Source organism: Rhodopirellula sp. J20-39, assembly GCF_057365095.1.
On sequence record NZ_CP195123.1, the window covers coordinates 5,189,097 to 5,212,943 of the forward strand.

The following is a 23,847-nucleotide window of genomic DNA, read 5'->3' on the forward strand; positions in this document are numbered from 1 at the left end:
AACTTCAATTCCTTATTCGGGTGCCTCACCCACCCGTCGCCTCAGGATGAACGCGGCAAGTGATTGAAAGTTCAGCCAGTGGACACTTCCGCAGACACGTTCAAATCGAAAAAGCTCCGCAAACCGCAATCGTGGACGAGGGCTCGTGTCCAAACCGTTACGAGGCCTCGACTTTTGACGTAACAAACGGACTCGCTGCGTCGCTCACTCCCCAGGTTGAGACTGGCCAGACTAAGGAACGACAGCAGATACACGCGGCGAATTAGCTTGGCAGCCGTGGTCTTAGGAAATGACCCGTCAAGGATTCTTCCGACCCCGCGACCAACTCGGGGCTTCCTGCGGCTATCACCTTGCCACCACGATCGCCGCCGCCAGGTCCCATGTCGATTAGCCAGTCGCACGCCGCCAACAGATCCGATTGATGCTCAATCACAACAACCGTGTTGCCAGCATCCACCAATCGATCCAAGACCACAAGCAATCGCTGCACATCGGAAAAATGCAAACCGGTCGTAGGCTCGTCTAAAAGGTAGAGCGTCTTTCCTGTTCCCGGTCTCGCTAGTTCAGTTGCTAACTTAATCCGCTGTGCCTCGCCACCGCTTAACGTTGTGCTGGACTGTCCAAGCGTGACATAGCCCAGCCCCACGTCCACCAGGGACGACAGCAGATGATGAACCTTGGGCACGTTTTCGAAAAACTCTTGAGCGGATTCGATGGTCATCGCGAGCACGTCTGCGATCGTTGCACCTTTGAAACGAACTTGAAGCGTTTGCCGGTTGAAACGTTTCCCGCCACAACGCGAACACTCAATCAACAGGTCACTCAAAAAGTTCATCTCGATTCGTTCAAAGCCATTGCCTTTGCAAACATCGCAACGACCTGACGCTGAATTGAAGCTGAACCGAGCCGCCTTAAAACCTAACGTCTTGGCAGCACGCGTTGCTGCGAACACATTGCGAATCGGATCCAGAACTCCTGCATAGGTCGCCGGGCAAGACCGAGCAGTTCGACCAATTGGCGACTGATCGATAGGAACCAATTTGTCCAATTTATCGGCACCGGTCAGCCGTCGATGCGGCCCTGGCGCTGGTGCGACCAAACCTAACTTTCCCGCGAGAGCCGGATACAGCGTATCAACAATCAGCGAACTCTTGCCGCTACCGGACACACCGCTAATCCCAACCAGTAAGCCCAGTGGCAAATCCAACTTCACGTTTTGCAAGTTATGCAGCGTCGCACCTTCCAAACGCAGCCGATGCCCGCGTTTGGGAACTCGCCGAGCACGATCGAGTCCAACCTTGTGTTTGCCCGACAAGTACTGGCCAGTCGGACTGTCAGGATGAGCCGCCACATCATCGGGACTGCCTTGTGCAATCAATTGTCCGCCGTGCGTGCCCGCACCGGGCCCGATATCAATCAGGAAGTCGGCCGCCCGCATCGTGTCTTCGTCGTGCTCGACAATCACGATCGTGTTGCCTTGCGACTTCAATTCCGCAATCGCCGCCAACAAGCGATCATGATCAGCCGGATGTAATCCAATCGAAGGCTCGTCGAGCACATAGCACACACTCACCAAGCCGCTACCGATGCACGTTGCCAAGCGGATTCGTTGCAACTCGCCACCACTGAGCGTGTCCGCCGAGCGATCTAAGGTGAGATAGTCCACGCCCACTCGCAACAAGAACTCCACCCGCCGAATCACTTCTTCACAAATCGGCGTGGCCACGCGGCGATTCAGTTCGGTCATCCCGTCGGTGATTGATCGCATCCAATCGGGCAGTCCGACCAAGGGCATTGCCGACACACGATCAATCGACAGCCCGTGAACCAAAACGGCCAACGCCTCCGCACGCAAACGCCCGCCATTGCAATCGGGGCAAACTTCATAAGAAGTCGACTTGTCCCCCGTATCGATAGGGATTTTCCCCAAACCATCGCATGACGGGCACGCACCATAAGGGCTGTTGAAACTGAATGTTCGCGGTTCCAGTTCCTCAAAGCTTGCTCCACAATTGACACACGCCATCGCCGTACTGAACAGCTTGGTTTCTTCATCCGCATCGGGCAACTGGATGATTACCGAACACATCCCTTCGGAGAGCCGAATCGCCAAACGGGCCGATTCGTCTAACCGCGATTCGATGCCTTCCTTTAATACGATTCGGTCAACGACCGCTTCAATCGTGTGATTCTTTCGGACCGCGAGCGGTGGAATGTCTTCGAGCAGATACACCACATCATCGACGCGGGCGCGAACCAAACCTTGCGACGCGATCTTATCCAGCACGTCCGCGTGAGCCCCTTTACGGCCACGCACCATCGGACTCATCAAAGTCAGCTTGGTACGGGGTGGCAACGTCAACAGCGTTTCTACAATTGCATCAACCGTCTGCGTGCTGATCGCACTTCCACATTGCGTGCAGTGTGGCGTGCCCACTCGCGCGTATAGCAATCGCATGTAGTCGTAGATTTCAGTGACCGTAGCAACGGTACTGCGTGCGGATTGGGAACCACTTTTCTGGTCAATGGAAAGCGTCGGCGCTAAGCCATCAATCAAGTCCACGTCAGGCCGTGGGATCGCATCAAGGTACTGCCTCGCATACGTCGAAAGCGTGTCGATGTACTGCCGCTGGCCTTCCGCAAAGAGCGTGTCAAATGCGAGCGAACTTTTACCGCTACCCGAAACGCCCGTGATCACCGTGATGGCATCACGCGGAATATCGACATCCAAGTTTTTCAGGTTGTGGACGCGAGCGCCGCGAATCCGAATAGGCGTCTTCAAGGTGCTAGCACGCCTCGGCTAGAACATCGCAAGCCATCGATCACTTCATCATCTCCAACATCGTTGCGGTCATCGTGAATCCGTTCAAGATAAAGTGGACCGTGATGGAAGGGATCAACGAACCGGTTTGCCGGTAAAGATACCCCAGCCCCAACGACAAAAAGAACAACGGTATCGGGGCCAAGCCTTGCCCCCAATGCGCCAACGCGAACAGCAAACTTGCCAAAACCATTGGCCAGATTGCCGTCGGAGTCCAATCGGCGCGAGTTCCCATGCTGACAGGGACTACAGGAATGTTGGCCGCTTCTTGGGTGGTCTTGGGCAGTTTCGCTTCAGGCAACGCGTCTGACACCGCAGGGCCGCTGAAGCCGTCCGTCACCATAGAGGCCTGGTAAGGATTGCCCGTTTCCTCCGGTTCCAAAACCACCACTTCCGGCGAGACAACATCGGCCGCTACTAACGACGAACGACCTAGGAAACGCCGAGTGTCACCGGGCGCGTCGGCCAATCGCTGCAGTCCACCTTGCAACAAACCACGAAACCAAAACTCTTCCACAATCGGGGTCACGATCGCGGTGGTAAAGAACAACGCGGCAAAAATGGCGTAGTCAGGCCCTAGGTTTGGATCATCGGGCTTCAACGCATCCAGCACAGGATGCGAGTATTCTTGCAACGCGGATACGGCCCCCATCATCAACATCGTCGGCGGCAAGATTAGCCAAGCCGCGATCACCCCCAGCGAGATATCACCTCGCTTTGGAAGCCAACCAAACCCTGGACGCTCATGCCTTACCAAAGGATCATGCTCGACGAGCTGATCGCCGCTTTTTACGTCAACGCCGCCCGTATTGGACAGCGGCACATGGGGTCGCAGCGGCAGTGCGATCAAGACAGTCGAAACCGTCGCCACCAACATTGCAAACGAGCTAATCAGCAACTGAGCGACGCTGATCGGCGAGCCTTCTTCGGACAGTGCATCCAGGTCGAGCAAGCCGACCGCCGCGGCAATGCCGCTTAAGACAATACTGACCACGATCACGAAACCGTAGAACACCGCCGCATGGATCACACTCCAGTACGGCCGAGGTCGCGGACGAGGCGCCACAAGCGGATTGGGACCGAAGAGCCGTTTGCCCTGGCGTAACAACGACACCCATTTCCAGAGCGAACTGAGAAACGCACACAGGATCAGCAGCGAAATCGTTGCGAGCAGCCACTCGAAGACGCCCAGCTCTAACGATTCGGCGGTCGTTTCCATCAAGTCAATCTCGATCCGTAAGTTGATTTTCAGTCGCTGGACTCTGCATGACCCGAGCCGCAACCAAGGTGTAGTCCACGCCTGAATAGACGGTGATCCCGATCGCCGCCCACACCAAAGCGGTCGTCGTCGGCCCTAGCCATTCTGGAACCGGGTCAATGACAAGCGTCAGTAATACCGATACCACCGCGGCGCACTGCACCACCATTTTCCACTTGCCCAACCAGCTCGCCGAAAAGTCGCCACCGCCGCCTTCGATAATGCCTCGCAAACTGGTGACCAATAGTTCTCGCGCCACCACGATCGTCGCCATCCAAGACGCGACCGGGCTATTGTCCAACTCCACCAACGCGATGAATGAGCCACAAATGATGATTTTGTCGACGAACGGATCAAAGATGCGTCCCAGCTTGGTGACCTGTCCGTACTTGCGCGCCCAATACCCGTCCATCCAGTCGGTCGAAACCGCCACCAAAAACGTGATCAGCGCGGCCAGCGGCATCCCCATCGGGATTAACACCATGACCGCGATCGCCAACGCGAATCGAACCGATGTCAACGCATTGGGCACGTTGTAAATCGAGGGACTTGGCATAGAAATTCCGAAACTGAGCAGACAAGAAACTTGCGAGCGAACACGCTCGACTGGGGTGAAGTCGTCGAAAAAAACGCAGCAGCGTGTCGAAGTGACGGTGCCGAACTCAATTGAGCCCAAAAACCGACGATTACATCGGTTGCGGGACAACTTATCCCACTCAGGCCACACCGCCAACCGACGGTCATTCACGGAACGATCGCCCGGAGGCCCTAATCACAGCGATCAGTGCCCCGATCCCTCGACCACCCGAGCTCGCCCAACCAGCCGGACCGCCACGATCAAAGCCACGCTTCCGGCCACCAAACAAACACTCACCGGCACCCCGAATCCTACCGGAATTGTTCCCGTCAGTACGCAAACCAGCGCCGCCAAGATCGCATAGGGCATCTGAGTAGTGACGTGCGTGACGTGGTCGCAACCGCACGCTCGGCTCGAAAGCACGGTGGTGTCGGAAATGGGTGAACAGTGATCGCCGAAGATCGCTCCCGCCAGCACACCGCCGAACGTCGCCAAAGCAATCGGTGACGCCGCCGAGACGCCCGCCAACGCCACTTGTTCAGCCTGCATGTCCAGCACCAAACTGACCGCGATAGGAGTCAGAATCGCCATCGTGCCCCAACTCGTTCCGGTGGAAAACGCGATCACGCCGCCCAGCAAGAAGACGCAAGTCGGCATCCACCGGACGTCCAATCGATTGGTCAGCACGCTCGATAAGTACCCGCCTGTGTCCAAGTGCTGTGTCATCGCGGACAACGCCCACGCCAGCCACAACACTCCCATCGCTGGCAACATCTGCCGCATTCCGTTAACCACCCCCTGACCCATTGCTTGCCGTCCGGCCGGCGAGCCCCAATCCGCCAACAACAACGCAGCCAACAACCCAGCAGCACCACCGGCCACTAACGCCAAATACGAATCACCTGATCCGACCAGATTCCCAGCGTCGTAAACGCTCGCCCAAAACGACCAGGCTTCCTCACTACGCAAGTTGTCGGCTCCGACTTCACTCCATCCCGTCGTCAACAGAACCACAACCAACGCTAATAAACAGGCCGCAATCGGGGCAAAGGCGACGCCGAATAGCGTCCAACTGCCACCGCGGCGCCACCACGGACTGCCCTCAACACCGCCCCAATTTTGACGAGCGTCTTCAGACGATTTGGAACCTTCAATCAAGTTCGATAGCGGTTCGTTTTTTCCGGCCGCAAGTTCTTCACGTCGCATGGGCCCAAAATCGCGTCCAGTGATCGCGATGATGAACACCAATCCGATCGCTAACAAAGGGTAGAAGCGATAGGGAATGCTTTGCACGAAAAACTCGAAAGCATTGATCGAGCCAGCAAGCTCCGATGCCGCAATCCCTTCCTCTAAATAGCTCAATTCCGTCGCAACCCACGTGCTAACAATCGCCAGTCCGGCTACCGGTGCGGCCGTGGAGTCGACCAGATAGGCCAACTTCGCTCGCGAGATTCCATAGCGATCGGCCGTCGACTGCATCGTGCCACCGACCAACAACGTGTTGGCATAATCATCGAAAAACACCGCCAATCCCATCGCGGCGATGATGGCTTGACCACCGCGCGAATCGGAAACTTTCCCGGCCCACCGAAGCATCATCGCTCGCAGTGCCCCGACGATCTCGACGACGCCCACCATCGCGCCTAACAACATCGTGAAGGCGAACACCATCAGATGGCTGTGGTCGAACACCGACGCCGCCATCGCATCGTAGAACAAGACCATCGAACGGACGCGCCAACCTGCGTTGACGCCCTCGGGCTGCAAACCGACGCTGGCTAAAATAACCGCACCGCACAAAACCCCGGCCGCCAGCGATATCAATACCCGACGAGTCGCCAACGCCAATACGATTGCCACCAACGGCGGCAACAGGCTCAGCCATCCATATTGTTCCATCCTCGGGCTCCAGCAATCTAAAACGGCAATGTCGTCGAGCGACGCGTGGTTTCCTGTGAACGCATCGATATCCGCGTCCACGTTCGCTACCATAAGCATCTCCGACTTCAATCACACGCACACCCCCACCTTCATTCCCCACCCCTCATCCCCGCGGCTAGGAACGATTCGTTTTGACTTCCCCTCTTGATTCAGCACTGCTCGAACGACTCAGCCCCGAACCAGCCAAGCGGATTGACGAGGTTATTGCCTACTTCCGCCGCGAAAAACGCCCGGTGGAGCTGTTCGAAGCGCTGAAGATGAAAAGTCGTTTGGCTCATAACCTGCCAATGATCGCTCCCCCCGACTTGGCGTTGGAAGCGGAAACTCGCGGCAACGTGGACGTTCAGCGACAACTCGAGGACGACCTGCTCGACGCCTGTCGCCAAGCCGGAGCCATGCTGATCGACAGCGGCAAGATCGGCGAAGGTTACATGTACCTGCGGCCTGTCGGTGACACGGCGTTGATCAAACGATTGCTGGACGGAGTCGAAATTACTGACGACAACTACGACGAAATGGTCCACGTGCTGCTGCACGAAGGCGTCGACCTGGGCCGCGGATACCTTGCCGTGCTCAACCAACAAGGCACCTGCAACTCCATCACGCTGTACGACCAGGTCATCGCCACTCGATCCAAAGCAGATCGACAAACCGCGTCCGCTGTCCTACTGAATCACTTTTACGACGAACTCAACTCACTAGTCCGAGACGACTTCCGCAACCGCGCGGCCGATAACGGGGTCGACACTGCCGAAGTGGAACGAGCCTTGGAAACTCTCTCGCTCGGTGATTTGGTTTGCAAGTACGCCTGGATTTTGGGCGGCGGAGGCTATCACCTCGACACAACCCACTTGGCGTCGGTGATTCGCTTTGCGACGGTTCTCGAGGATCCAGCACTGATCGACAAAGCTCACCAGCTTTGCCAGTACGGACGCCGGCTCGCAGCAGATTTTCAATATCCCGGCGAAGAACCCTTCGTCGATTTCTATCCCGCGCACACGGCCTTCTTTTCCGCCGTGCTGGGACAGAATGTCGAGTCCAACCTTAGAATATTTGAACAAAAGGCCCGCACGGTCGATCCGGTGACACAAGGCAGCGGGGCGATCGAAACCTACATCGATTTGCTGGACCGCACCGGTTCGCCCGGCAACGCCTTGCGAGCGGCGATCGAACTGTTCCCCGCCGATGTTCCAGTCGGCCGGGTTATGCCTGAAATGATGGCAATGGCGGTTCGCGCGATCAAAGCGGGCGACACCCAGATCGCTGAAAAGCTGGAAACGTTCTGTTTCGCTCGCGGTGACCTGCTAAGCGTTGCTGCGGTCAGTGAATTGAGCAAACTCTCGCCTGGTTGAACTGAACAGCACTATCACCGCCCCGGAATCAGCCCGCGACACGCCCATTTGGTGCTGTATCAATCGTTTGGTTGCCTATTTCGCACAAGGAAAGCCTCCGCTTCGCACAAAAAACGCTCGCCACCGCGTAGTGTTTTGTGATGTGGTCTCGTGGAATCGCAAACACTCCGCAAATCGCGGGGGCCATCGGCCCTCTGATTGCCTGGCCTGGCTTGCTCACTACAATTTTTTCGGTGAATCTGGCCGCCATTGGGCACGCCCACTGGCCTTAACCCCTGTTTGTGGCGTACCGTTTGCGTAAGCGTTGTAGTAAAACGAAAGATTCGCCAGTTTGACAGTCCGGTCATGCGCTCAGCAAGCGTGGTATTGCCCTCGGCGGGGGTATCATGCTATTGGAATTGCTCGTGTGACAGGGTTCGGAACCAGAAATAAGAAGGGACGAAAAACATGTACGAGCGGTTTACTGACCGAGCCAGGAAAGTCATGCAATTGGCCAACCAAGAGGCTCAACGGTTCAATCACGAATACATTGGCACCGAGCATATCCTGCTCGGGTTAGTCAAAGAGGGCAGCGGCGTTGCCGCCAACGTGCTTAAAAATCTCGACGTCGACCTGCGGAAAATCCGCCTGGAAGTCGAAAAGCTTGTTCAAAGCGGCCCTGAAATGGTCACCGTTGGCAAGTTGCCTCAAACCCCGCGTGCCAAAAAAGTCATCGAATACTCGATGGAAGAGGCTCGCAACCTAAACCACTCCTACGTCGGCACCGAGCACATCTTGCTGGGTTTGCTGCGTGAACAAGAAGGCGTCGCCGCTCAGGTTCTGATGAACTTGGGCCTGAAGCTTGAAGACGTTCGCGAAGAAGTGCTAAACCTACTGGGCCACGGCTTAGAAGGTGCTGAAGTTGGCGAACGCGGCGGACGCACCGGCGACGGCGACAGCAGCTCAGGTAGCAGCAGCGGAAGCGGCAAGTCCGGCAAGAGCAAGACTCCTGCCTTGGACAGCTTTGGCCGTGACCTGACCGAACTCGCCAAGAAAGGCGAATTGGATCCAGTTATCGGACGCGAACGAGAAATCGAACGTGCCATTCAAATCCTTTGCCGTCGTACCAAGAACAACCCTGTTCTGCTGGGTGAAGCCGGTGTCGGTAAGACCGCCATCATCGAAGGTTTCGCTCAACGTGTGATCGGTGGTGAAGTCCCCGAGATCCTTGCGGACAAACGCATCGTTGTTTTGGACTTGGCGATGATGGTCGCTGGTACCAAGTACCGCGGTCAATTCGAAGAACGCATCAAAGCGGTCATGACCGAAGTGCGTCGGGTCAAGAACACGATTCTGTTCATCGACGAACTCCACACCTTGGTCGGAGCCGGTGGTGCAGAAGGCGCGATCGATGCTGCTAACGTCCTCAAGCCAGCACTTGCACGGGGCGAAATCCAGTGCATCGGTGCGACCACGCTTGACGAGTACCGTAAGTACATCGAAAAGGACAACGCTCTGGCTCGTCGTTTCCAAGAGATCATGGTTGAGCCAACCGGCAAGGCCGAAACGATCGAGATCCTCAAGGGTCTTCGCGAACGATACGAAGAACACCACCGCGTTCAGTTCACCGACGATGCAGTTGTTGCCGCTGTTGAAATGAGCGAACGTTACATCACCGCTCGCTGCTTGCCCGATAAGGCCATCGATGTGATCGATGAAGCCGGTGCTCGTGTGCGTCTTCGCACCATGACCCGTCCACCAGATTTGAAGGAAATCGACGAAGAAGTCGAAACCCTCAACAAGGAAAAAGAAGACGCGGTCGCAAACCAAGACTTCGAAAAAGCCGCCAACCTTCGTGATCAGGCCGAAAAGCTTCGTAAGAAGAAAGACCAGATCACCCAGGAATGGCGTGAAAAGTCACAGCAAACTGATGGCGTCGTCGATGAGGAAATCATCGCTGAAGTCGTCAGCAAGATGACTGGTATTCCGTTGACCCGGCTTTCAACCGAAGACAGCCTGCGTCTGCTGCAAATGGAGGAAGAACTGCACAAGCGGGTCGTCAGCCAAGAGCAAGCGGTTACCGCAATCGCCAAGGCTGTTCGCCGTAGTCGCAGTGGATTGAAAGATCCTAAGCGGCCAACCGGTTCGTTCATCTTCGCCGGTCCAACCGGTGTGGGTAAAACGTTGCTCGCCAAGTCGCTTGCCGAATACATGTTCGGTGACGCTGATGCCCTCGTGCACATTGACATGTCCGAGTACATGGAAAAGCACAACGTTAGCCGCTTGATCGGGGCACCTCCCGGATTCGTCGGTTACGAAGAAGGCGGTCAGTTGACTGAAAAGATCCGTCGCCGTCCTTACGCCGTGGTCCTGTTCGACGAAATCGAAAAGGCTCACCCGGACGTCTTCAACATGTTGCTCCAAGTGATGGAAGAAGGTCGTTTGACCGACTCGTTCGGCCGTAACGTCGACTTCCGGAACACGATCTTGATCATGACCACCAATGCTGGTGCGGAAGCGATCAAGAACGAGGCCGCATTCGGATTCGCCAAGCCAGATGGCGACGCGAGCTACGAATCGATGAAGGCTCGCGTGATGGACCAAATCGAACGCGTTTTCCGTCCGGAATTCCTAAACCGTTTGGACGACACGATCATCTTCCGTCACTTGACGACCAAGGACTTGAAGGGCGTGATCGACTTCGAACTGCAAAAAGTCCGCGAGCGATTGCTCGAACGTGGCCTCGCACTTGAATTGTCCGAAGACGCCAAGGAATTCTTGATCAAGCAAGGCAGTAACCTGGATTACGGTGCACGTCCGCTACGTCGTGCTCTTGAACAACGAATCGAAGACCCGCTCGGCGAAGAACTGCTACGTGGGACCTTCGTTGGGAAAGACACGATTGTCATCGACGTTCATCGCAACGATTCGGGCAAGGTCACTCGCCTGAACTTCGAAGGCGAAACTCGTGGCTTACCCGCTCCGAAGGAAGAGGAAGCCGTTTCGGCAAGCTCCTCGTCCAGCGAAGACAAAGACGAATCGAAGTCTTAATCCATCGATAAGACCTTAGCCCAAGTGGGCTAACGAAATCTAACCAACGGCTCGTTCAGTTTTTCTGAACGAGCCGTTTTTCGTTAATGTTGGATCATGCGACACTGTGTCCAGCGAAACACTTGTTGCCTACCGTTGTTGCAGCGATACATTGAATTACAGATCCGGCAGCGAGACTCCAAGCTTGATCCCCTTCGGCTTGGCACTGCACCCGCTCACCCCCCGCCAACTTCACCGAGGCTCCTCCATGGCTAAGACTCAGACTCTCCTTAATCTGCAACAAGCTTTGTCAATGGAGCTGACCGCGACTCACCAATACCAATTGCACGCCGCCGTGCTAGACGACTGGGGGATGGATCTTCTTGCCACCCAAATGCGGTCCGAACTGCGTGAAGAACTCGATCACTCCGAGGCGTTCCTGGTTCGCATTCTGTTCTTAAAGGGTGAACCTAAACTGGAACTGCAGAAGACGCCTGTCCAAGCGAAGTCGCTCAAAGAGATGTTCGAAACGGACATGAAGGACGAAAAGGAAGCCATCGAGTTCTATACCCAAGCTTCGATTCAGGCATCCAACGACCACGACATCGGCACCCGACAACTCTTCGAACGCATCGCGATGGAAGAGGAAGGGCATATGAGCTGGCTCGAATTGCAACTCGACCTGTTGGAGCGAATGGGCGAACCCGCTTACATTTCCAAGCACATGCCCTCGCCGTCGGCAACTGAGTCGACCTAGTTGTCGACAACGGACCGAAGTTGTCTAAGATCGAGATTCGCTCAATGCATTGTGCAGCGAGCTTCCATCCCACGGAGGACGCACTCAAGTGATCAAGACAACGACAATCACATTGCTGACACTCATCTTTGCGAGCACTTTCGGCAACGTTGCCAAGGCTCAGCTCGGTGGGCTTTTTTCGAGCCCTAAGATCGAATCGATCAGCACGGATGCGCTGCATGAGTTACTAGAAAAGCAGCAATCGGCCGCGAAGGAAGCTAAAGCCGCTGGTATCCAACCGCCCGAGTCCGATTTCGTACTTGTCGATGTGCGATCGGCCGCGGAAGTGAAAGTTTCGGTGATCCCTGGTGCCATAACCAAGGCACAGTACGAAGAGAACGCGGACAAGTACCGTGGCAAGACGGTCATCCCGTACTGCACCGTGGGCGGGCGCAGTGGAGCGTACGCGAAAGTATTGGCACGCAAGGATATCAAGGTCAAAAACTACACCGGCAGCATCCTAAAGTGGATCGATGCTGGTTTGCCTTTAGTTACGCTGGACGGCAAACCCACCCAACGTGTCCACACTTATAGCGACCGCTACAAGATCCCCAGCCAATATGAACAGGTCACGAATTAACGCGGCGCAAGTCCCCGACTGCCACCACTTCCCTGCAACATCGGCCTACCTGATGAAACATCTTCTTGCGTTTGCCTTCACCGTGCTTTGCCTGCCACTGAATGGCGCACTTTGCCAGGACACCTCCATCCTGGACAAGCAGAGCCAAACTCCAGCGGCAACGGACAAAAACAACCTCGATACCGTCTCGCTGCCCGCTGGGATTAACGACAAGTTCAAAGATCCGGAACTGAACGTCGACGAGTGGCTCGCACGTTTCGAAGTCGAAAGCCGCGAAGTCTACGCCGCACGCAAGGCAGTCCTGGAAGCTTGTGCCATTAAGCCGGGCCAACGGATCGCTGACGTCGGCGTGGGCACGGGTTTCTATAGCCGACTGTTTGCCAAGACGACCGGCTGGGACGGTTGGGTTTACAGCGTTGACATCTCACCCAATTTCCTACAACACATCGCCAAACGTGCGACCGCCGATGGTGTGGAAAATCTGACGACGGTACTCGGTACCGATGTATCGATCCGCTTGCCACCCGAATCCGTCGACTTGGTGTTCATTTGCGACACGTACCATCACTTCGAACAACCTCAACAATCGCTCGCGTCGATCTATCGAGCACTCAAACCGGGCGGGCGATTGGTGTTGATCGACTTCAATCGAATTCCTGGCGTGTCCCGAGACTTCTTGATAGGTCACGTCCGCGCCAACAAGGAAACCTTTCGAGACGAAATCATCTCGGCGGGATTCGAGTTTGGCGACGAGGTCCCGATCCAGGAATTTGAAGAAAACTACTTGCTCCGTTTCAGCAAACCACAAAGCTGATCCTTAACCACAAGCGACACCATGCGTTCTGACGAACCGGCAAGTCCAGCCACTCGATCACGCCAAACCGTTCTCGTTATCCTCCGGTTTGTCGGTTTGATCGCAGCGGTAACGTTGATAGGCAACCTTTCGTTTGCTGCCGATGCAAACGAATACCCGCCTGGGCCGCTCGGCCAAACGGTTCGCCTAGGTGAAGCACTGGTTAACCAAACCAGCGAACATCCACTCAGCAAACCGTTCGTCGGCAACTCGCTGAACTGCACGTCGTGTCACTTGGACGCCGGGCGTCATCCAAAGGCCGCATCTTTCCTGGGCGTCGCATCAGCCTACCCAGCATTCGCGCCTCGAGAAAATATGGTGATCACGCTGGAGGCCCGAATTCTGAATTGCTTTATCCGCAGCCAGAACGGAACACGTCCGCCCAATGGCTCGCAGGTTCCCGTCGCAATCGCGACCTACATCACTTGGTTGTCCGCGGGTGCGCCTATGAAGATGAACCCGGAAAAGTCGCTCGGCCCCAATCACCTGACCATGCTGGACCCCACGCGTTTCCCGCCCAATCTGACGCGAGGCAAAGAGCTTTACGAAAACCGTTGTGCGGATTGCCATGGCGACCATGGAACGGGCAACGATGAGGGACCACCGGTGTGGGGCGATTCATCTTTCAATGACGGTGCCGGTCTATCCAAACTAGCCAAGATGGCTTCTTGGCTAAAAGTCGCGATGCCTCTGGACGACACCGATCTGTCAGATCAAGAAGCGTTTGACATCGCTGCGTACGTCAACTCACACGATCGCCCCAAGTTTTCGGCACCACACTCAGAACATTAACCTGCCGCTGCCTCGCAACTACCGCGAAGGAAGGCTCGCTCGAGCCACCCACCCACGATGGATGTTGAAATACTTAGCCGGATTCAGTTTGCCGGCACAATCATGTTTCACTACCTGTTCCCGCCTTTGTCGATCGGGCTGGGACTGCAGTTGTTCCTCTGTGAGTTTGCCTACTTCCGCACTCGCAATCCGGCTTGGGAAGCCGCGGCCCGATTTTGGACTCGAGTCTTCGCGGTCAACTTTGCGATGGGCGTGGCTACCGGAATCGTGATGGAGTTCGAATTCGGCACCAACTGGGCGGCCTACTCTCGCTTCGTTGGCGATGTGTTCGGATCAGCTTTGGCCGCCGAAGGAATCTTTGCGTTCTTCCTTGAAAGTGGTTTTCTAGCGGTACTGGTCTTTGGATGGGATCGCGTCGGCACCAAGATGCATTTATTCAGCACCCTGATGGTATTCCTGGGATCGGTCTTCAGCGCCGTTTGGATCGTCATCGCTAACAGTTGGCAACAAACCCCCGCCGGCTATCACATTGTTTGGCATGACGTGCAAGGTGAAATGACACCGCGAGCCGAGGTGACGGACTTTTGGGAAATGGTGTTCAATCCATCATCAGTAGATCGTCTGACTCACACCGTGATCGGTGCCTTTGTGCTGGGTGCGTTCTTTGTTGCTTCAGTATGTTCGTTTTACTTACTCAAAGGCCGACATCTCGAAGTAGCCCGGCGTTGTCTTTCCATCGCAATTCCAACCTCGCTGTTATTCACGATTCTGGCCGCAGCCACCGGTCACGATTCGGCCCAAAAATTGGTCGAAACCCAGCCTGCGAAACTGGCCGCGATGGAAGCCCACTTTCATACCACCGACGAACCAACCGGACTTTACGCATTCGGTTGGCCTGACGCGGAAAACGAAACCGTTCACTTTGGTGTTCAACTCCCTTACCTACTTAGCTTCCTGGTCTACAACGATTTCGAAACGCCTGTTCCCGCGATGGACCAAATCCCAACCGACGAACGTCCGCCGATCTGGTTGCCATTTCAAACGTTTCACTTGATGGTGGGCTTGGGCACCATGATGATGGGAATCGCGGCGCTATCATGCTGGTTCTGGTATCGCGGAACCCTGGACCAAAAACGCTGGTTACTGTGGGCGTTGGTGTTCATGCCAGTTGCCGCCATGACCGCCAACCAAGCCGGCTGGATCACAGCGGAAGTGGGGCGGCAGCCTTGGATCGTTTACCCATCCGTTCAAGACGGTGTCGAGATGATGGGTTTGCGCACGGCCGACGGCTTGAGCGAGTCCGTCACGGCCGAACAAGTCCTTAGCTCGATCATCATGTTTGGCATCATCTACTCGCTGCTCTTCGCGGTTTGGGTGTTTGTCTTGAACCAGAAAATTCAGCATGGTCCCGAATCGCCAGAGGAATTAACCGAGTACAAACGCAAACGACACGGATCGATGTCCGAAGCGATCAGTCATGGCGGCACTCCCTACGGCGGCCAACTGATGGAGGATTCAGACGAATGAATTACGAAACACTCACGCTGATTTGGTTCGTGCTACTTGGCGTTCTGCTTTGCGGGTACACGATTCTCGATGGCTTCGATCTGGGCGTTGGCATATTGCACCCTTTCATCGCCAAGGATGACCAAGAACGTCGCCTCGTGATGAACTCAATTGGTCCGTTGTGGGACGGCAACGAAGTTTGGCTAGTCACTTTTGGTGGTGCCTTGTTTGCTGCATTCCCGGTAGCCTACGCAACAGTCTTTAGCAGCTTTTACGCCGCGTTCCACCTATTGCTGCTGTGTTTGATCGGCCGCGCTGTCAGTTTAGAATTTCGATCCAAAGTCCACTCGGTGGCCTGGCGGAAGTTTTGGGACATGTGATTCTTCCTCTCGTCGGTAACAGCCGCAATGCTACTGGGTGTCGCCGGTGGCAACGTGATGGCGGGCATGGAACTAGGGCCCCAGTACGTTTACCAAGGCAGTCTGCTCGGCCAGGTTTATTGGTACCCGATCATGGTCGGTTGCCTAACCGTATCGCTTTTCGCATTGCACGGAGCAATCTATTTGTACCTGAAGACGGAAGACGAATTGCAGACCCGGGCCCGTCGCTTCATCACTCCATTGTTTTACGTTTTCGCAATCGCCTACATCGTCGTCAGCCTCGCCACTTGGTGGCATGTGCCCCATGCAACCGAGAACATCTCGCTGCACCCTTGGCTCTGGATCGTCCCGGTGCTTAACGCACTGGCGGTGCTGAACATTCCCCGGGCGATGCATCTCGGCAAACCGGGTTACGCGTTCTTTTCCTCGTCGATGGTGATCCTTGCGCTCGCGTCGTTGTTCAGTGTTGCAATCTTCCCGAATTTCATGCTTTCAACCATCGATCCGGCTTATAGCGTCACACTCGATAATGCCCGCAGCAGTGCTGGCACGTTGCGGACCATGCTGTTCATCGCCGGCTTTGGCATGCCCTGCGTCCTCAGCTACACGCTGATTATCTACTGGATCTTTCGTGGCAAGGTGAAACTGGATCCGCACAGCTATTGAGCGAAATAACTTACCAATCAAAAGCATCAGTAAAGCAGACCTACTTTGATTGAGAGAACGCTTTCGAGTACCGGTGCAGGTGTTCTCGGAATTCTCGAAGCAAGCGGCTTTGGAAGCGATAAGGGTTCCAAACCGCAGCGATCGTTCGCTTGGGTTTAGTACCGTGAATGGAACGGTAGGCACGGCGCTGGGTTCGGTCTAGCTTCTTGGCCATCTCTGGGATCATCGAAACGCCATGGCCCAAGGATACCAACTCTTGCACCATCATTAATTGACTGGTGCGTTCAACCGCAACAGGCTGAATCGATCGTTGATGACAAAACGACGTGATGTTGTCGGTCAAACAATGAGCCTCGCCCAACAACACAAACGGGTACTGTTCCACGTCCGAAATCTTGACCTGTTTTTTCTTCGACAGCGGATGCTCCAGTGGCATCACCAGCACGAGCTCCTCTTCGAACAACTCTTCCACTTCGACGAACCGCGTGGGCACCGGCAACGCCAGAATCGCAACATCCAGCTCACCTTGTTTGCAACGTTTCATCACATGATCCGTCGTGTCTTCTTGCACGATCAGACTGGCACCGGGAAACGCGTCTGAAAACTGTCGTAATAGATCAGGCAAAAAGAACGGTGCAATCGTCGGGATCGCACCGATCCGAATCCGGCCGCTTTGCCCGTCGTCGGAAATTTCAGCCTTAGTGTCCTCGACAATCATCAAAATCTGCTGCGCACGGCTTTGGAACAACAAACCCGCATCGGTCAGCTCCACCACCCTCGGCTTTCGGTCGAACAACGGCTGCCCCAGTTCTTCTTCCAACCGCTGGATGGAGCGGCTTAGGGCAGGCTGCGACATATTCAGTCGCTCCGCCGCATGCGTGAAGTTCTTCAAATCAGCCAAACATTGGAAATTGGCAAGTTGTTCCATGTCCATCGCGAACAATCCGGTTCGTAGGTTGAGCGTCGAGCAGTTGACCACAGCTTATTATGACGATGCAGGTTTCGCATAGCAACTATCCAAACTATGCATTGGACAGCCGCCCGGCACAAGACGATACTTCAGGGGTTCCATCGCCGATCCGGCAACCCCGCATCGGCCGCTCCCCTCCTTCTCTCGATCACAGGAATGACCATGAGACGCCTATTGCCCCGTTCCTCATCCGCCCGTTGGTTGGTATTCAGCCTCGCCACAACGGCCATCGCTCCATCCTTCGCACTCGCAGAGGACTCGGGCAGCAAGTTACCAGCGACCAGCGACAACCATTCGTCGGACCATCACGCTGCCGGCGGATCAATCGCCCAGTGTCCCGTAATGGGTAGTGGTTCCGCGGCGGCACCGATGCATTCGTACTCGAACCAAGACTGGTGGCCTAACCGATTAGACCTAAGCGTCTTGCATCAGAATTCGGTCAAAGGCAATCCGTTGGGTGAAGATTTTGATTACGCCAAAGAGTTCAGCAAGCTAGACTTAGAAGCGGTCAAGAATGACATCAACGAATTGATGACCACATCGCAAGATTGGTGGCCAGCCGACTATGGGAACTACGGTCCGCTGTTCATACGGATGGCCTGGCATAGCGCCGGCACCTATCGTGAATCCGATGGCCGTGGCGGTGCAAGCTATGGACTGCAGCGGTTCGCACCGCTGAACAGTTGGCCTGACAACGCCAACCTGGACAAGGCTCGTCGATTGCTATGGCCGATCAAACAGAAATACGGCAACCAAATTTCTTGGGCCGATTTGATGGTATTGACCGGCAATTGTGCGTTGGAGTCGATGGGATTTGAAACCATCGGTTTCGCCGGCGGTCGTGTCGATGTTTGGGAACCACAAAACGATATTTATTGGGGCCCCGAAAGCGAATGGCTTGGCGACAAACGGTACAGCGGTGATCGCGATTTGGAAAATCCACTTGCCGCCGTACAGATGGGCTTGATTTACGTGAATCCGGAAGGCCCTAACGGCAAGCCAGATCCTTTGGCCGCCGCTAAAGACATTCGGGAAACGTTTGGCCGGATGGCGATGAACGATGAAGAAACCGTTGCATTGATCGCTGGAGGTCACTCATTCGGCAAAGCTCACGGAGCGGCTAGCCCCGAAGGTACTGTTGGGCGTGAACCTGAAGCGGCGGGCTTGGAAGAGCAAGGCCTCGGCTGGAAAAATAGCCACGGCACCGGCAACGCCGGCGACACTATCACAGCCGGTTTAGAGGGTGCGTGGACCACGACGCCAGCGGAGTGGTCGCACGACTACTTTGAGCACCTGTTCAATTACGAATGGGAATTAACCAAAAGCCCCGCCGGTGCATTCCAGTGGACACCAAAAGAAGAATCGGCTCAGGACACCGTACCGGATGCCCATGATCCATCGAAATCGCACGCACCGATGATGTTCACCACCGACATCTCATTGCGAGTGGATCCGATCTATGGACCGATCTCCAAACGCTTCCATGAAAACCCGGAGGAATTTGAAAAGGCGTTTGCTCATGCTTGGTACAAGTTGACCCACCGAGACATGGGGCCGGTTTCACGATGTTTAGGCCCCGATGTTGCGGAGGCGCAAATTTGGCAAGATCCTGTCCCCGCGGTTGACCACCCGCTGATCGACGATTCGGACATTGCGGTATTGAAAGCTTCGATTCTGGATTCCGGCTTGTCGGTTTCTCAACTGGTGTCGACCGCTTGGGCTTCAGCATCGACCTACCGCGGCAGTGATCGCCGAGGAGGTGCCAACGGTGCACGCATTCGTTTGGCTCCGCAAAAGGACTGGCAGGCGAACAATCCTGCTGAACTGGCCAACGTGATCTCAACTCTCGAAAAAGTGCAAACCGAATTCAATCAAGCTCAGACCGATGGCACCAAAGTTTCGCTCGCTGACATGATTGTCTTGGGCGGATGTGCAGGCATCGAAGCGGCTGCCAAGAAAGCAGGTATCGACGTTCAAGTTCCTTTCGCTCCCGGACGTACCGATGCGACTCAGGAAATGACGGATGTTGACTCGTTCGCTGTGCTCGAACCAAAGGCTGACGGATTTCGCAACTACTTTTCGCACGATTCGACACGCCGTGCTGAAAAAGCATTGGTCGATCGCGCCCAGTTGCTGACTCTGACGGCCCCCGAGATGACTGTCTTGATTGGTGGCTTGCGAGTGCTGGACACCAACACCGATTCACTCGGATTGGGCGTCTTCACTAAAACCCCCGGCGCGTTGACGAATGACTTCTTTGTCAACTTGCTAGACATGAACACGAAGTGGGAAAAGTCAGCCATGTGCGATCACTTCTTTGAAGGACGCGATCGCAAGACTGGTGCTGAGAAATGGAAAGCCAGCTCGGTTGATCTCGTATTCGGTTCCAATTCGCAACTGCGAGCGATCGCGGAAGTCTACGCCAGTTCGGATTCCAAACAGCGTTTCGTGACGGACTTTGTATCGGCATGGACCAAAGTGATGAACCTAGACCGATTCGATTTGGAAAAAGCCAAGCGAACCCGTGGTGCTAATGTGGCAATGACTCCATAGCAATACCTAGGCGAGCTGTGAGTTCGCGGTATGACTGACAAGTCGATTCGAAGGGTACGGCTGACGCACTCTTCGGGTTGCCTCGTCTTGATCAACCGGCCCAGAATTGAAACTCGCTTCAAACTTAATCCAAGAGACCGGCAGCGGAGTTGTTCCGTTGCCGGTCTCTTTTTGTAAAGGGACAGTCGGAACCGAACAAGGTCACTCAAAACAACAACATCATCTCGGCACAAAACAAGCTATCAACCACCCATGCCAGCGGCTGCATGACCACCGCGAAGCGTGCAACATCACCGGGAAACTGGTACCCGGCCAGCTCCCACTGAGCGGAGGCAACCTCAACACCGGCATAGATTTGCAGCTTTCAAGCGATTCGCCTTGTGGCCGGGCTCTCGACGTTGGTAGGAACGTAGACCGGAGTGCTGAAATGCTGCAAAACACGTACTGGATGTGTTTTCGCAACACCACTGGACTCCGAAACGAATCCCTTTCAAGAAGGATCCGCTCGTTGAATCGGTCGATCTCACATTGTCGTCATACACTCGCGTCCATAATCGGGCGTGCGATGTTCGCATGGATTCTCGCTGTGCTTATCCTCACATCACCCGCTTCCGCTCAAATGGGCGGTGGAATGGGTGGCGGCGGCGGTGCTCAAGCTCCATCGGCCGTGGAAAAGCCACGATTCCGGGACCACATCCACACTCACGCCGGCATGGCCTTTCGCCGTGAACAAGGCGATTCGATCGTTGGATCGGTTCGCATCATCGGAAACCAAACCGTTTCCTCGGCGGACATTTTCTCGGAACTGCAAACGCGGAAAGGTCGATTCTACGACTCCGAAACCGTTTTGACCGACGTGCGGCGACTCAACGACATGGGTTCGTTTGATCAAGTCACGTTCGAAGTCAAACCACTGGCATCCAATCAACCGCCAGGCACATCGGAAAATCCTGATTCCGATACCAACAATACACCAAGCGTCGAAGTCACGTTTTATCTGCACGAACGACCGATGGTCACCAAAGTCATTTTCCACGGCAACCGTGCCCTGAACGACCGCGAGATCGCAGGTCGTGCGGGCGTATCAGTAGGCGACCCACTAAGCGAATTCTCGGTCGAATCCGGCCGACGTCGACTGGTGGACTACTATCAAGAAGAAGGCTTCAACCAGGCCGCCGTTTCCTCCACGATCGCTGGTCAAGAATTTGGAGCCGGCCAAACTCCCGCCATGGATGCATCGCTGGTACCGCCCGGCACGGTGATCTTTCGCATCAACGAAGGCCCCAAAGAGCGGATTGCTGACATTCAAATCGAAGGCAGCACGATCGTCACGGAAGCTCGACTGAAAAAGATCATTAGCTCACGCGGTCCGATGGCCGGGTTCATGAGCTACCTGGGCAACACCGCCGACCTGAAGAAAATCGACCAAGATGTCGACAGCCTATCAGCCTACTACCACTCACTTGGATTCCTAACCGCCACGGTGGGACGCCGGATCGAGTACGACGAGTCAGGCAAATGGATGACCGTTGTATTCGTTGTCAAGGAAGGTCCTCGCTTCCGGATCGGCGACATGCAAATCGTCGGCAACGAATTCATCACCGAAGAATCTTTACGTGCTCGCCTTGAATTGAAAGAAGGCGACATGTTCGACGGCACGATCATGCGACGCGACGTCGGCGAGTTGGTTTACGGGTACGGTGAACTGGGTTTCATCTACGCCGAAGTCAAACCGAAAACGATCATGCGTGACGAGAACGGTGTCGCCGACATCGTTTACGAGATTACCGAAGGCGATCGTTGGAAGGTTGGCCGGATCATGGTCAACATTGACGGCGAGCCGCACTTAATGCGAGAAACCACCATGTTGAACCTGGTCGACATGCGTGAAGGCGATTGGATTGACCGCAAAACACTCGAACTAAGCCGCCGCCGAATCGAACGCAGCCAACTACTGGAAACCAACCCAGCGGTAGCTGCGACACCGGACATCAAGGTGATACCGCGGAAGGATATGCTGCGATGAAGCCCACACCGAGCCGCGATCTAGATCGACTTACATCCCTTCGGAAGTGCGACCAACTTCCAATGCTGAGCAAACTCATGATGCACTCAACTCGCTGGTTACCTTCGGCGGCAAGCGTGTTGACATGGGCCGCTGCTGCCTGCTTGGCATCGCCCTTTTCTGTCGCGAACGCCCAATACGGACCGCCGTCGGCTTACTCGGTCGCGCCGCCATCGACAACCAACACCCAACCCACCTATGGGCAACAGCCAACATACGGGCAGCAGCCCACGTATGGCCAACAACCCACCTACGCACCTCAATCAACGCCACCTAGCCTGAGCGGTTCGACTTACAGCGACCCCGCATACGGCACCCCGCCTGCCTACGGTGCGCCCACTACAACTTCGCCAACCTTTGATGCCCCTGTCACCGGATCATCCAACAGCGGCTTCGACACAACCAACTACGGGACCGTTGCTCCCTATCCGCCCGTTTCCGCTGGACCAGCCGTCCGCGAAGCCGACTTGGTCATCCAAGGTTACCCCGCCCGTACCGGACGGATCATGTTTGGTGGTGCCGTCAACAGTGACGCCGGTGTGACCGGACAGGTCACGATTGACGAACGCAACTTCGACATCACTCGCTGGCCACGTTCGTTCCAGGACCTCTTCAGCGGCACCGCTTTTCGTGGAGCGGGACAAACCCTGCGAATCGAAGCTGTCCCAGGCAGTGAGTTCCAACGTTACACCGCTCAATTCGCCGATCCGAACCTGTTCGGCTACCTGCCGATCAGCATGTCGATATCCGGATTCTTGTACGATCGCCAGTTCGACGATTGGGATGAAGAACGAATGGGCGGTCGGATTAGCTTCGGCTACCGGATCACGCCCGACCTTTCGGTTAGCGCGGGTCTGAACGGCCAAAACGTCCAAGTGACTAACCCGAGTTCGGCCCTCGTTCCCCAATTGAACGAAGTGGTAGCGAACGGAGACAACGCACTTTACAGCGGCATGTTCTCGCTGATCCACGACACGCGAAACAGCCCGCTGCAACCCAGCGAAGGCCACTACATTAAGGCCAGCTACGAACAAGCGTTTGGCGATTTCGATTATGGTCGATACGAAGGCGAGTACCGCAAGTACTGGCTGACCCGACAACGTGCCGACGGCAGTGGTAAACAAACACTGTCGTTTGGAACCAAGCTTGGCATCAGCGGCGACGATACACCGATCTTTGAAAACTTCTTTGCCGGTGGTTACGCCACAATCCGCGGTTACGACTTCCGTGGGGCGAGCCCCAAGCAAAGCGGTGTCGAAGTCGGCGGTCGCTTCCAGTGGCTCAACTCGCTGGAATACATGTTCCCGTTGACTGCTGACGATGCTTTCCGAGGCGTGGCGTTCGTGGACTTTGGTACCGTCGAAGAAGACATTGAGATCAACAGCGAAAACTTCCGGGTTGCTCCTGGCTTCGGTTTCCGTGTTGCCATCCCAATGTTGGGGCCAGCCCCATTGGCGTTCGACTTTGCCTTCCCAGTTCATTCGGCTCCGTTCGACGAAGAGCAAATGTTTAGCTTCTACATGAGTGCAGCACGGTAACATCTCTCGATATGATCGGTACGGAGGAATCCGATACCGATCGCATGCCTCACATAATCCGATCAGTGGAATGACTGATCTTGCTGGCATCTAGGTCCGGATTCCTCGACCAGCTTCTGGCTCTGCGCTCGCTTGCATTGGCATTCGTTCGCACTGGCCATTTTTCCCGCTGGTATTCGCACGAGTGGTC

General features: G+C 55.4%; 15 protein-coding genes and 1 pseudogene. 11 read left to right on the forward strand and 5 right to left on the reverse strand.

Annotation, left to right across the window (positions count from 1 at the left end; genetic code table 11):
* Positions 1 to 262: 262 nt before the first annotated feature.
* From uvrA to ACR3ZL_RS18765, 4 genes are all read right to left on the reverse strand, one after another.
* Complete coding sequence (gene uvrA / locus ACR3ZL_RS18750; RefSeq protein WP_473651576.1) at positions 263 to 2,782, reverse strand: excinuclease ABC subunit UvrA; 2,520 nt, start codon at positions 2,780 to 2,782, stop codon at positions 263 to 265.
* A gap of 40 nt (positions 2,783 to 2,822) precedes the next feature.
* Positions 2,823 to 4,040: a CPBP family intramembrane glutamic endopeptidase gene (locus tag ACR3ZL_RS18755; protein ID WP_473651575.1), complete on the reverse strand. Its 1,218-nt coding sequence runs from the start codon at positions 4,038 to 4,040 to the stop codon at positions 2,823 to 2,825.
* Positions 4,041 to 4,044: 4 nt separating this feature from the next.
* Entirely contained in the window at positions 4,045 to 4,635 is a 591-nt protein-coding gene (pgsA, locus tag ACR3ZL_RS18760; RefSeq protein ID WP_473651574.1) for a CDP-diacylglycerol--glycerol-3-phosphate 3-phosphatidyltransferase, read from the reverse strand.
* A gap of 225 nt (positions 4,636 to 4,860) precedes the next feature.
* Complete coding sequence (locus ACR3ZL_RS18765; protein WP_473651573.1) at positions 4,861 to 6,648, reverse strand: Na+/H+ antiporter NhaC family protein; 1,788 nt, start codon at positions 6,646 to 6,648, stop codon at positions 4,861 to 4,863.
* Between the two features lie 80 nt (positions 6,649 to 6,728).
* Here ACR3ZL_RS18765 and ACR3ZL_RS18770 point away from each other — a divergent pair, with 80 nt between their 5' ends.
* The 8 genes and pseudogenes from ACR3ZL_RS18770 (at position 6,729) to cydB (ending at position 16,531) form a co-directional block, all read left to right on the forward strand.
* Positions 6,729 to 7,949, forward strand: coding sequence for a hypothetical protein (locus ACR3ZL_RS18770; protein ID WP_473651572.1), 1,221 nt, complete (start codon positions 6,729 to 6,731; stop codon positions 7,947 to 7,949).
* Between the two features lie 447 nt (positions 7,950 to 8,396).
* Positions 8,397 to 10,979: an ATP-dependent Clp protease ATP-binding subunit gene (locus ACR3ZL_RS18775; protein ID WP_473651571.1), complete on the forward strand. Its 2,583-nt coding sequence runs from the start codon at positions 8,397 to 8,399 to the stop codon at positions 10,977 to 10,979.
* Between the two features lie 247 nt (positions 10,980 to 11,226).
* Positions 11,227 to 11,715 carry a bacterioferritin gene (locus ACR3ZL_RS18780; RefSeq protein ID WP_473651570.1) on the forward strand — a complete coding sequence of 163 codons (489 nt, stop codon included), beginning with the start codon at positions 11,227 to 11,229 and terminating at the stop codon, positions 11,713 to 11,715.
* A gap of 88 nt (positions 11,716 to 11,803) precedes the next feature.
* The gene (locus ACR3ZL_RS18785; protein WP_473651569.1) at positions 11,804 to 12,334 is read left to right on the forward strand and encodes a rhodanese-like domain-containing protein; all 531 of its coding nucleotides are present in this window, start codon (positions 11,804 to 11,806) and stop codon (positions 12,332 to 12,334) included.
* Between the two features lie 52 nt (positions 12,335 to 12,386).
* Positions 12,387 to 13,148 carry a class I SAM-dependent methyltransferase gene (locus ACR3ZL_RS18790; protein ID WP_473651568.1) on the forward strand — a complete coding sequence of 254 codons (762 nt, stop codon included), beginning with the start codon at positions 12,387 to 12,389 and terminating at the stop codon, positions 13,146 to 13,148.
* A gap of 21 nt (positions 13,149 to 13,169) precedes the next feature.
* Complete coding sequence (locus ACR3ZL_RS18795) at positions 13,170 to 13,979, forward strand: c-type cytochrome (RefSeq protein ID WP_473651567.1); 810 nt, start codon at positions 13,170 to 13,172, stop codon at positions 13,977 to 13,979.
* A gap of 57 nt (positions 13,980 to 14,036) precedes the next feature.
* The gene (locus ACR3ZL_RS18800) at positions 14,037 to 15,506 is read left to right on the forward strand and encodes a cytochrome ubiquinol oxidase subunit I (RefSeq protein ID WP_473651566.1); all 1,470 of its coding nucleotides are present in this window, start codon (positions 14,037 to 14,039) and stop codon (positions 15,504 to 15,506) included.
* A pseudogene (gene cydB / locus ACR3ZL_RS18805) lies at positions 15,503 to 16,531 on the forward strand (cytochrome d ubiquinol oxidase subunit II). The gene ACR3ZL_RS18800 and the pseudogene cydB overlap by 4 nt, the downstream one beginning before the upstream one ends.
* Before the next feature lie 40 nt (positions 16,532 to 16,571).
* On the opposite strand, the gene ACR3ZL_RS18810 reads toward cydB, so the two are convergent.
* Complete coding sequence (locus ACR3ZL_RS18810; RefSeq protein ID WP_473651564.1) at positions 16,572 to 17,465, reverse strand: LysR family transcriptional regulator; 894 nt, start codon at positions 17,463 to 17,465, stop codon at positions 16,572 to 16,574.
* 378 nt (positions 17,466 to 17,843) lie between these two features.
* On the opposite strand from ACR3ZL_RS18810, the gene katG reads away from it, so the two are divergent.
* The 3 genes from katG (at position 17,844) to ACR3ZL_RS18825 (ending at position 23,657) form a co-directional block, all read left to right on the forward strand.
* Positions 17,844 to 20,054, forward strand: a complete 2,211-nt coding sequence (gene katG / locus ACR3ZL_RS18815) for a catalase/peroxidase HPI (protein ID WP_473653516.1) — start codon at positions 17,844 to 17,846, stop codon at positions 20,052 to 20,054.
* A gap of 586 nt (positions 20,055 to 20,640) precedes the next feature.
* Positions 20,641 to 22,080, forward strand: a complete 1,440-nt coding sequence (locus ACR3ZL_RS18820; RefSeq protein WP_473651563.1) for a BamA/OMP85 family outer membrane protein — start codon at positions 20,641 to 20,643, stop codon at positions 22,078 to 22,080.
* Between the two features lie 77 nt (positions 22,081 to 22,157).
* Positions 22,158 to 23,657, forward strand: a complete 1,500-nt coding sequence (locus ACR3ZL_RS18825) for a BamA/OMP85 family outer membrane protein (protein ID WP_473651562.1) — start codon at positions 22,158 to 22,160, stop codon at positions 23,655 to 23,657.
* The last annotated feature ends 190 nt before the right edge of the window (positions 23,658 to 23,847 follow it).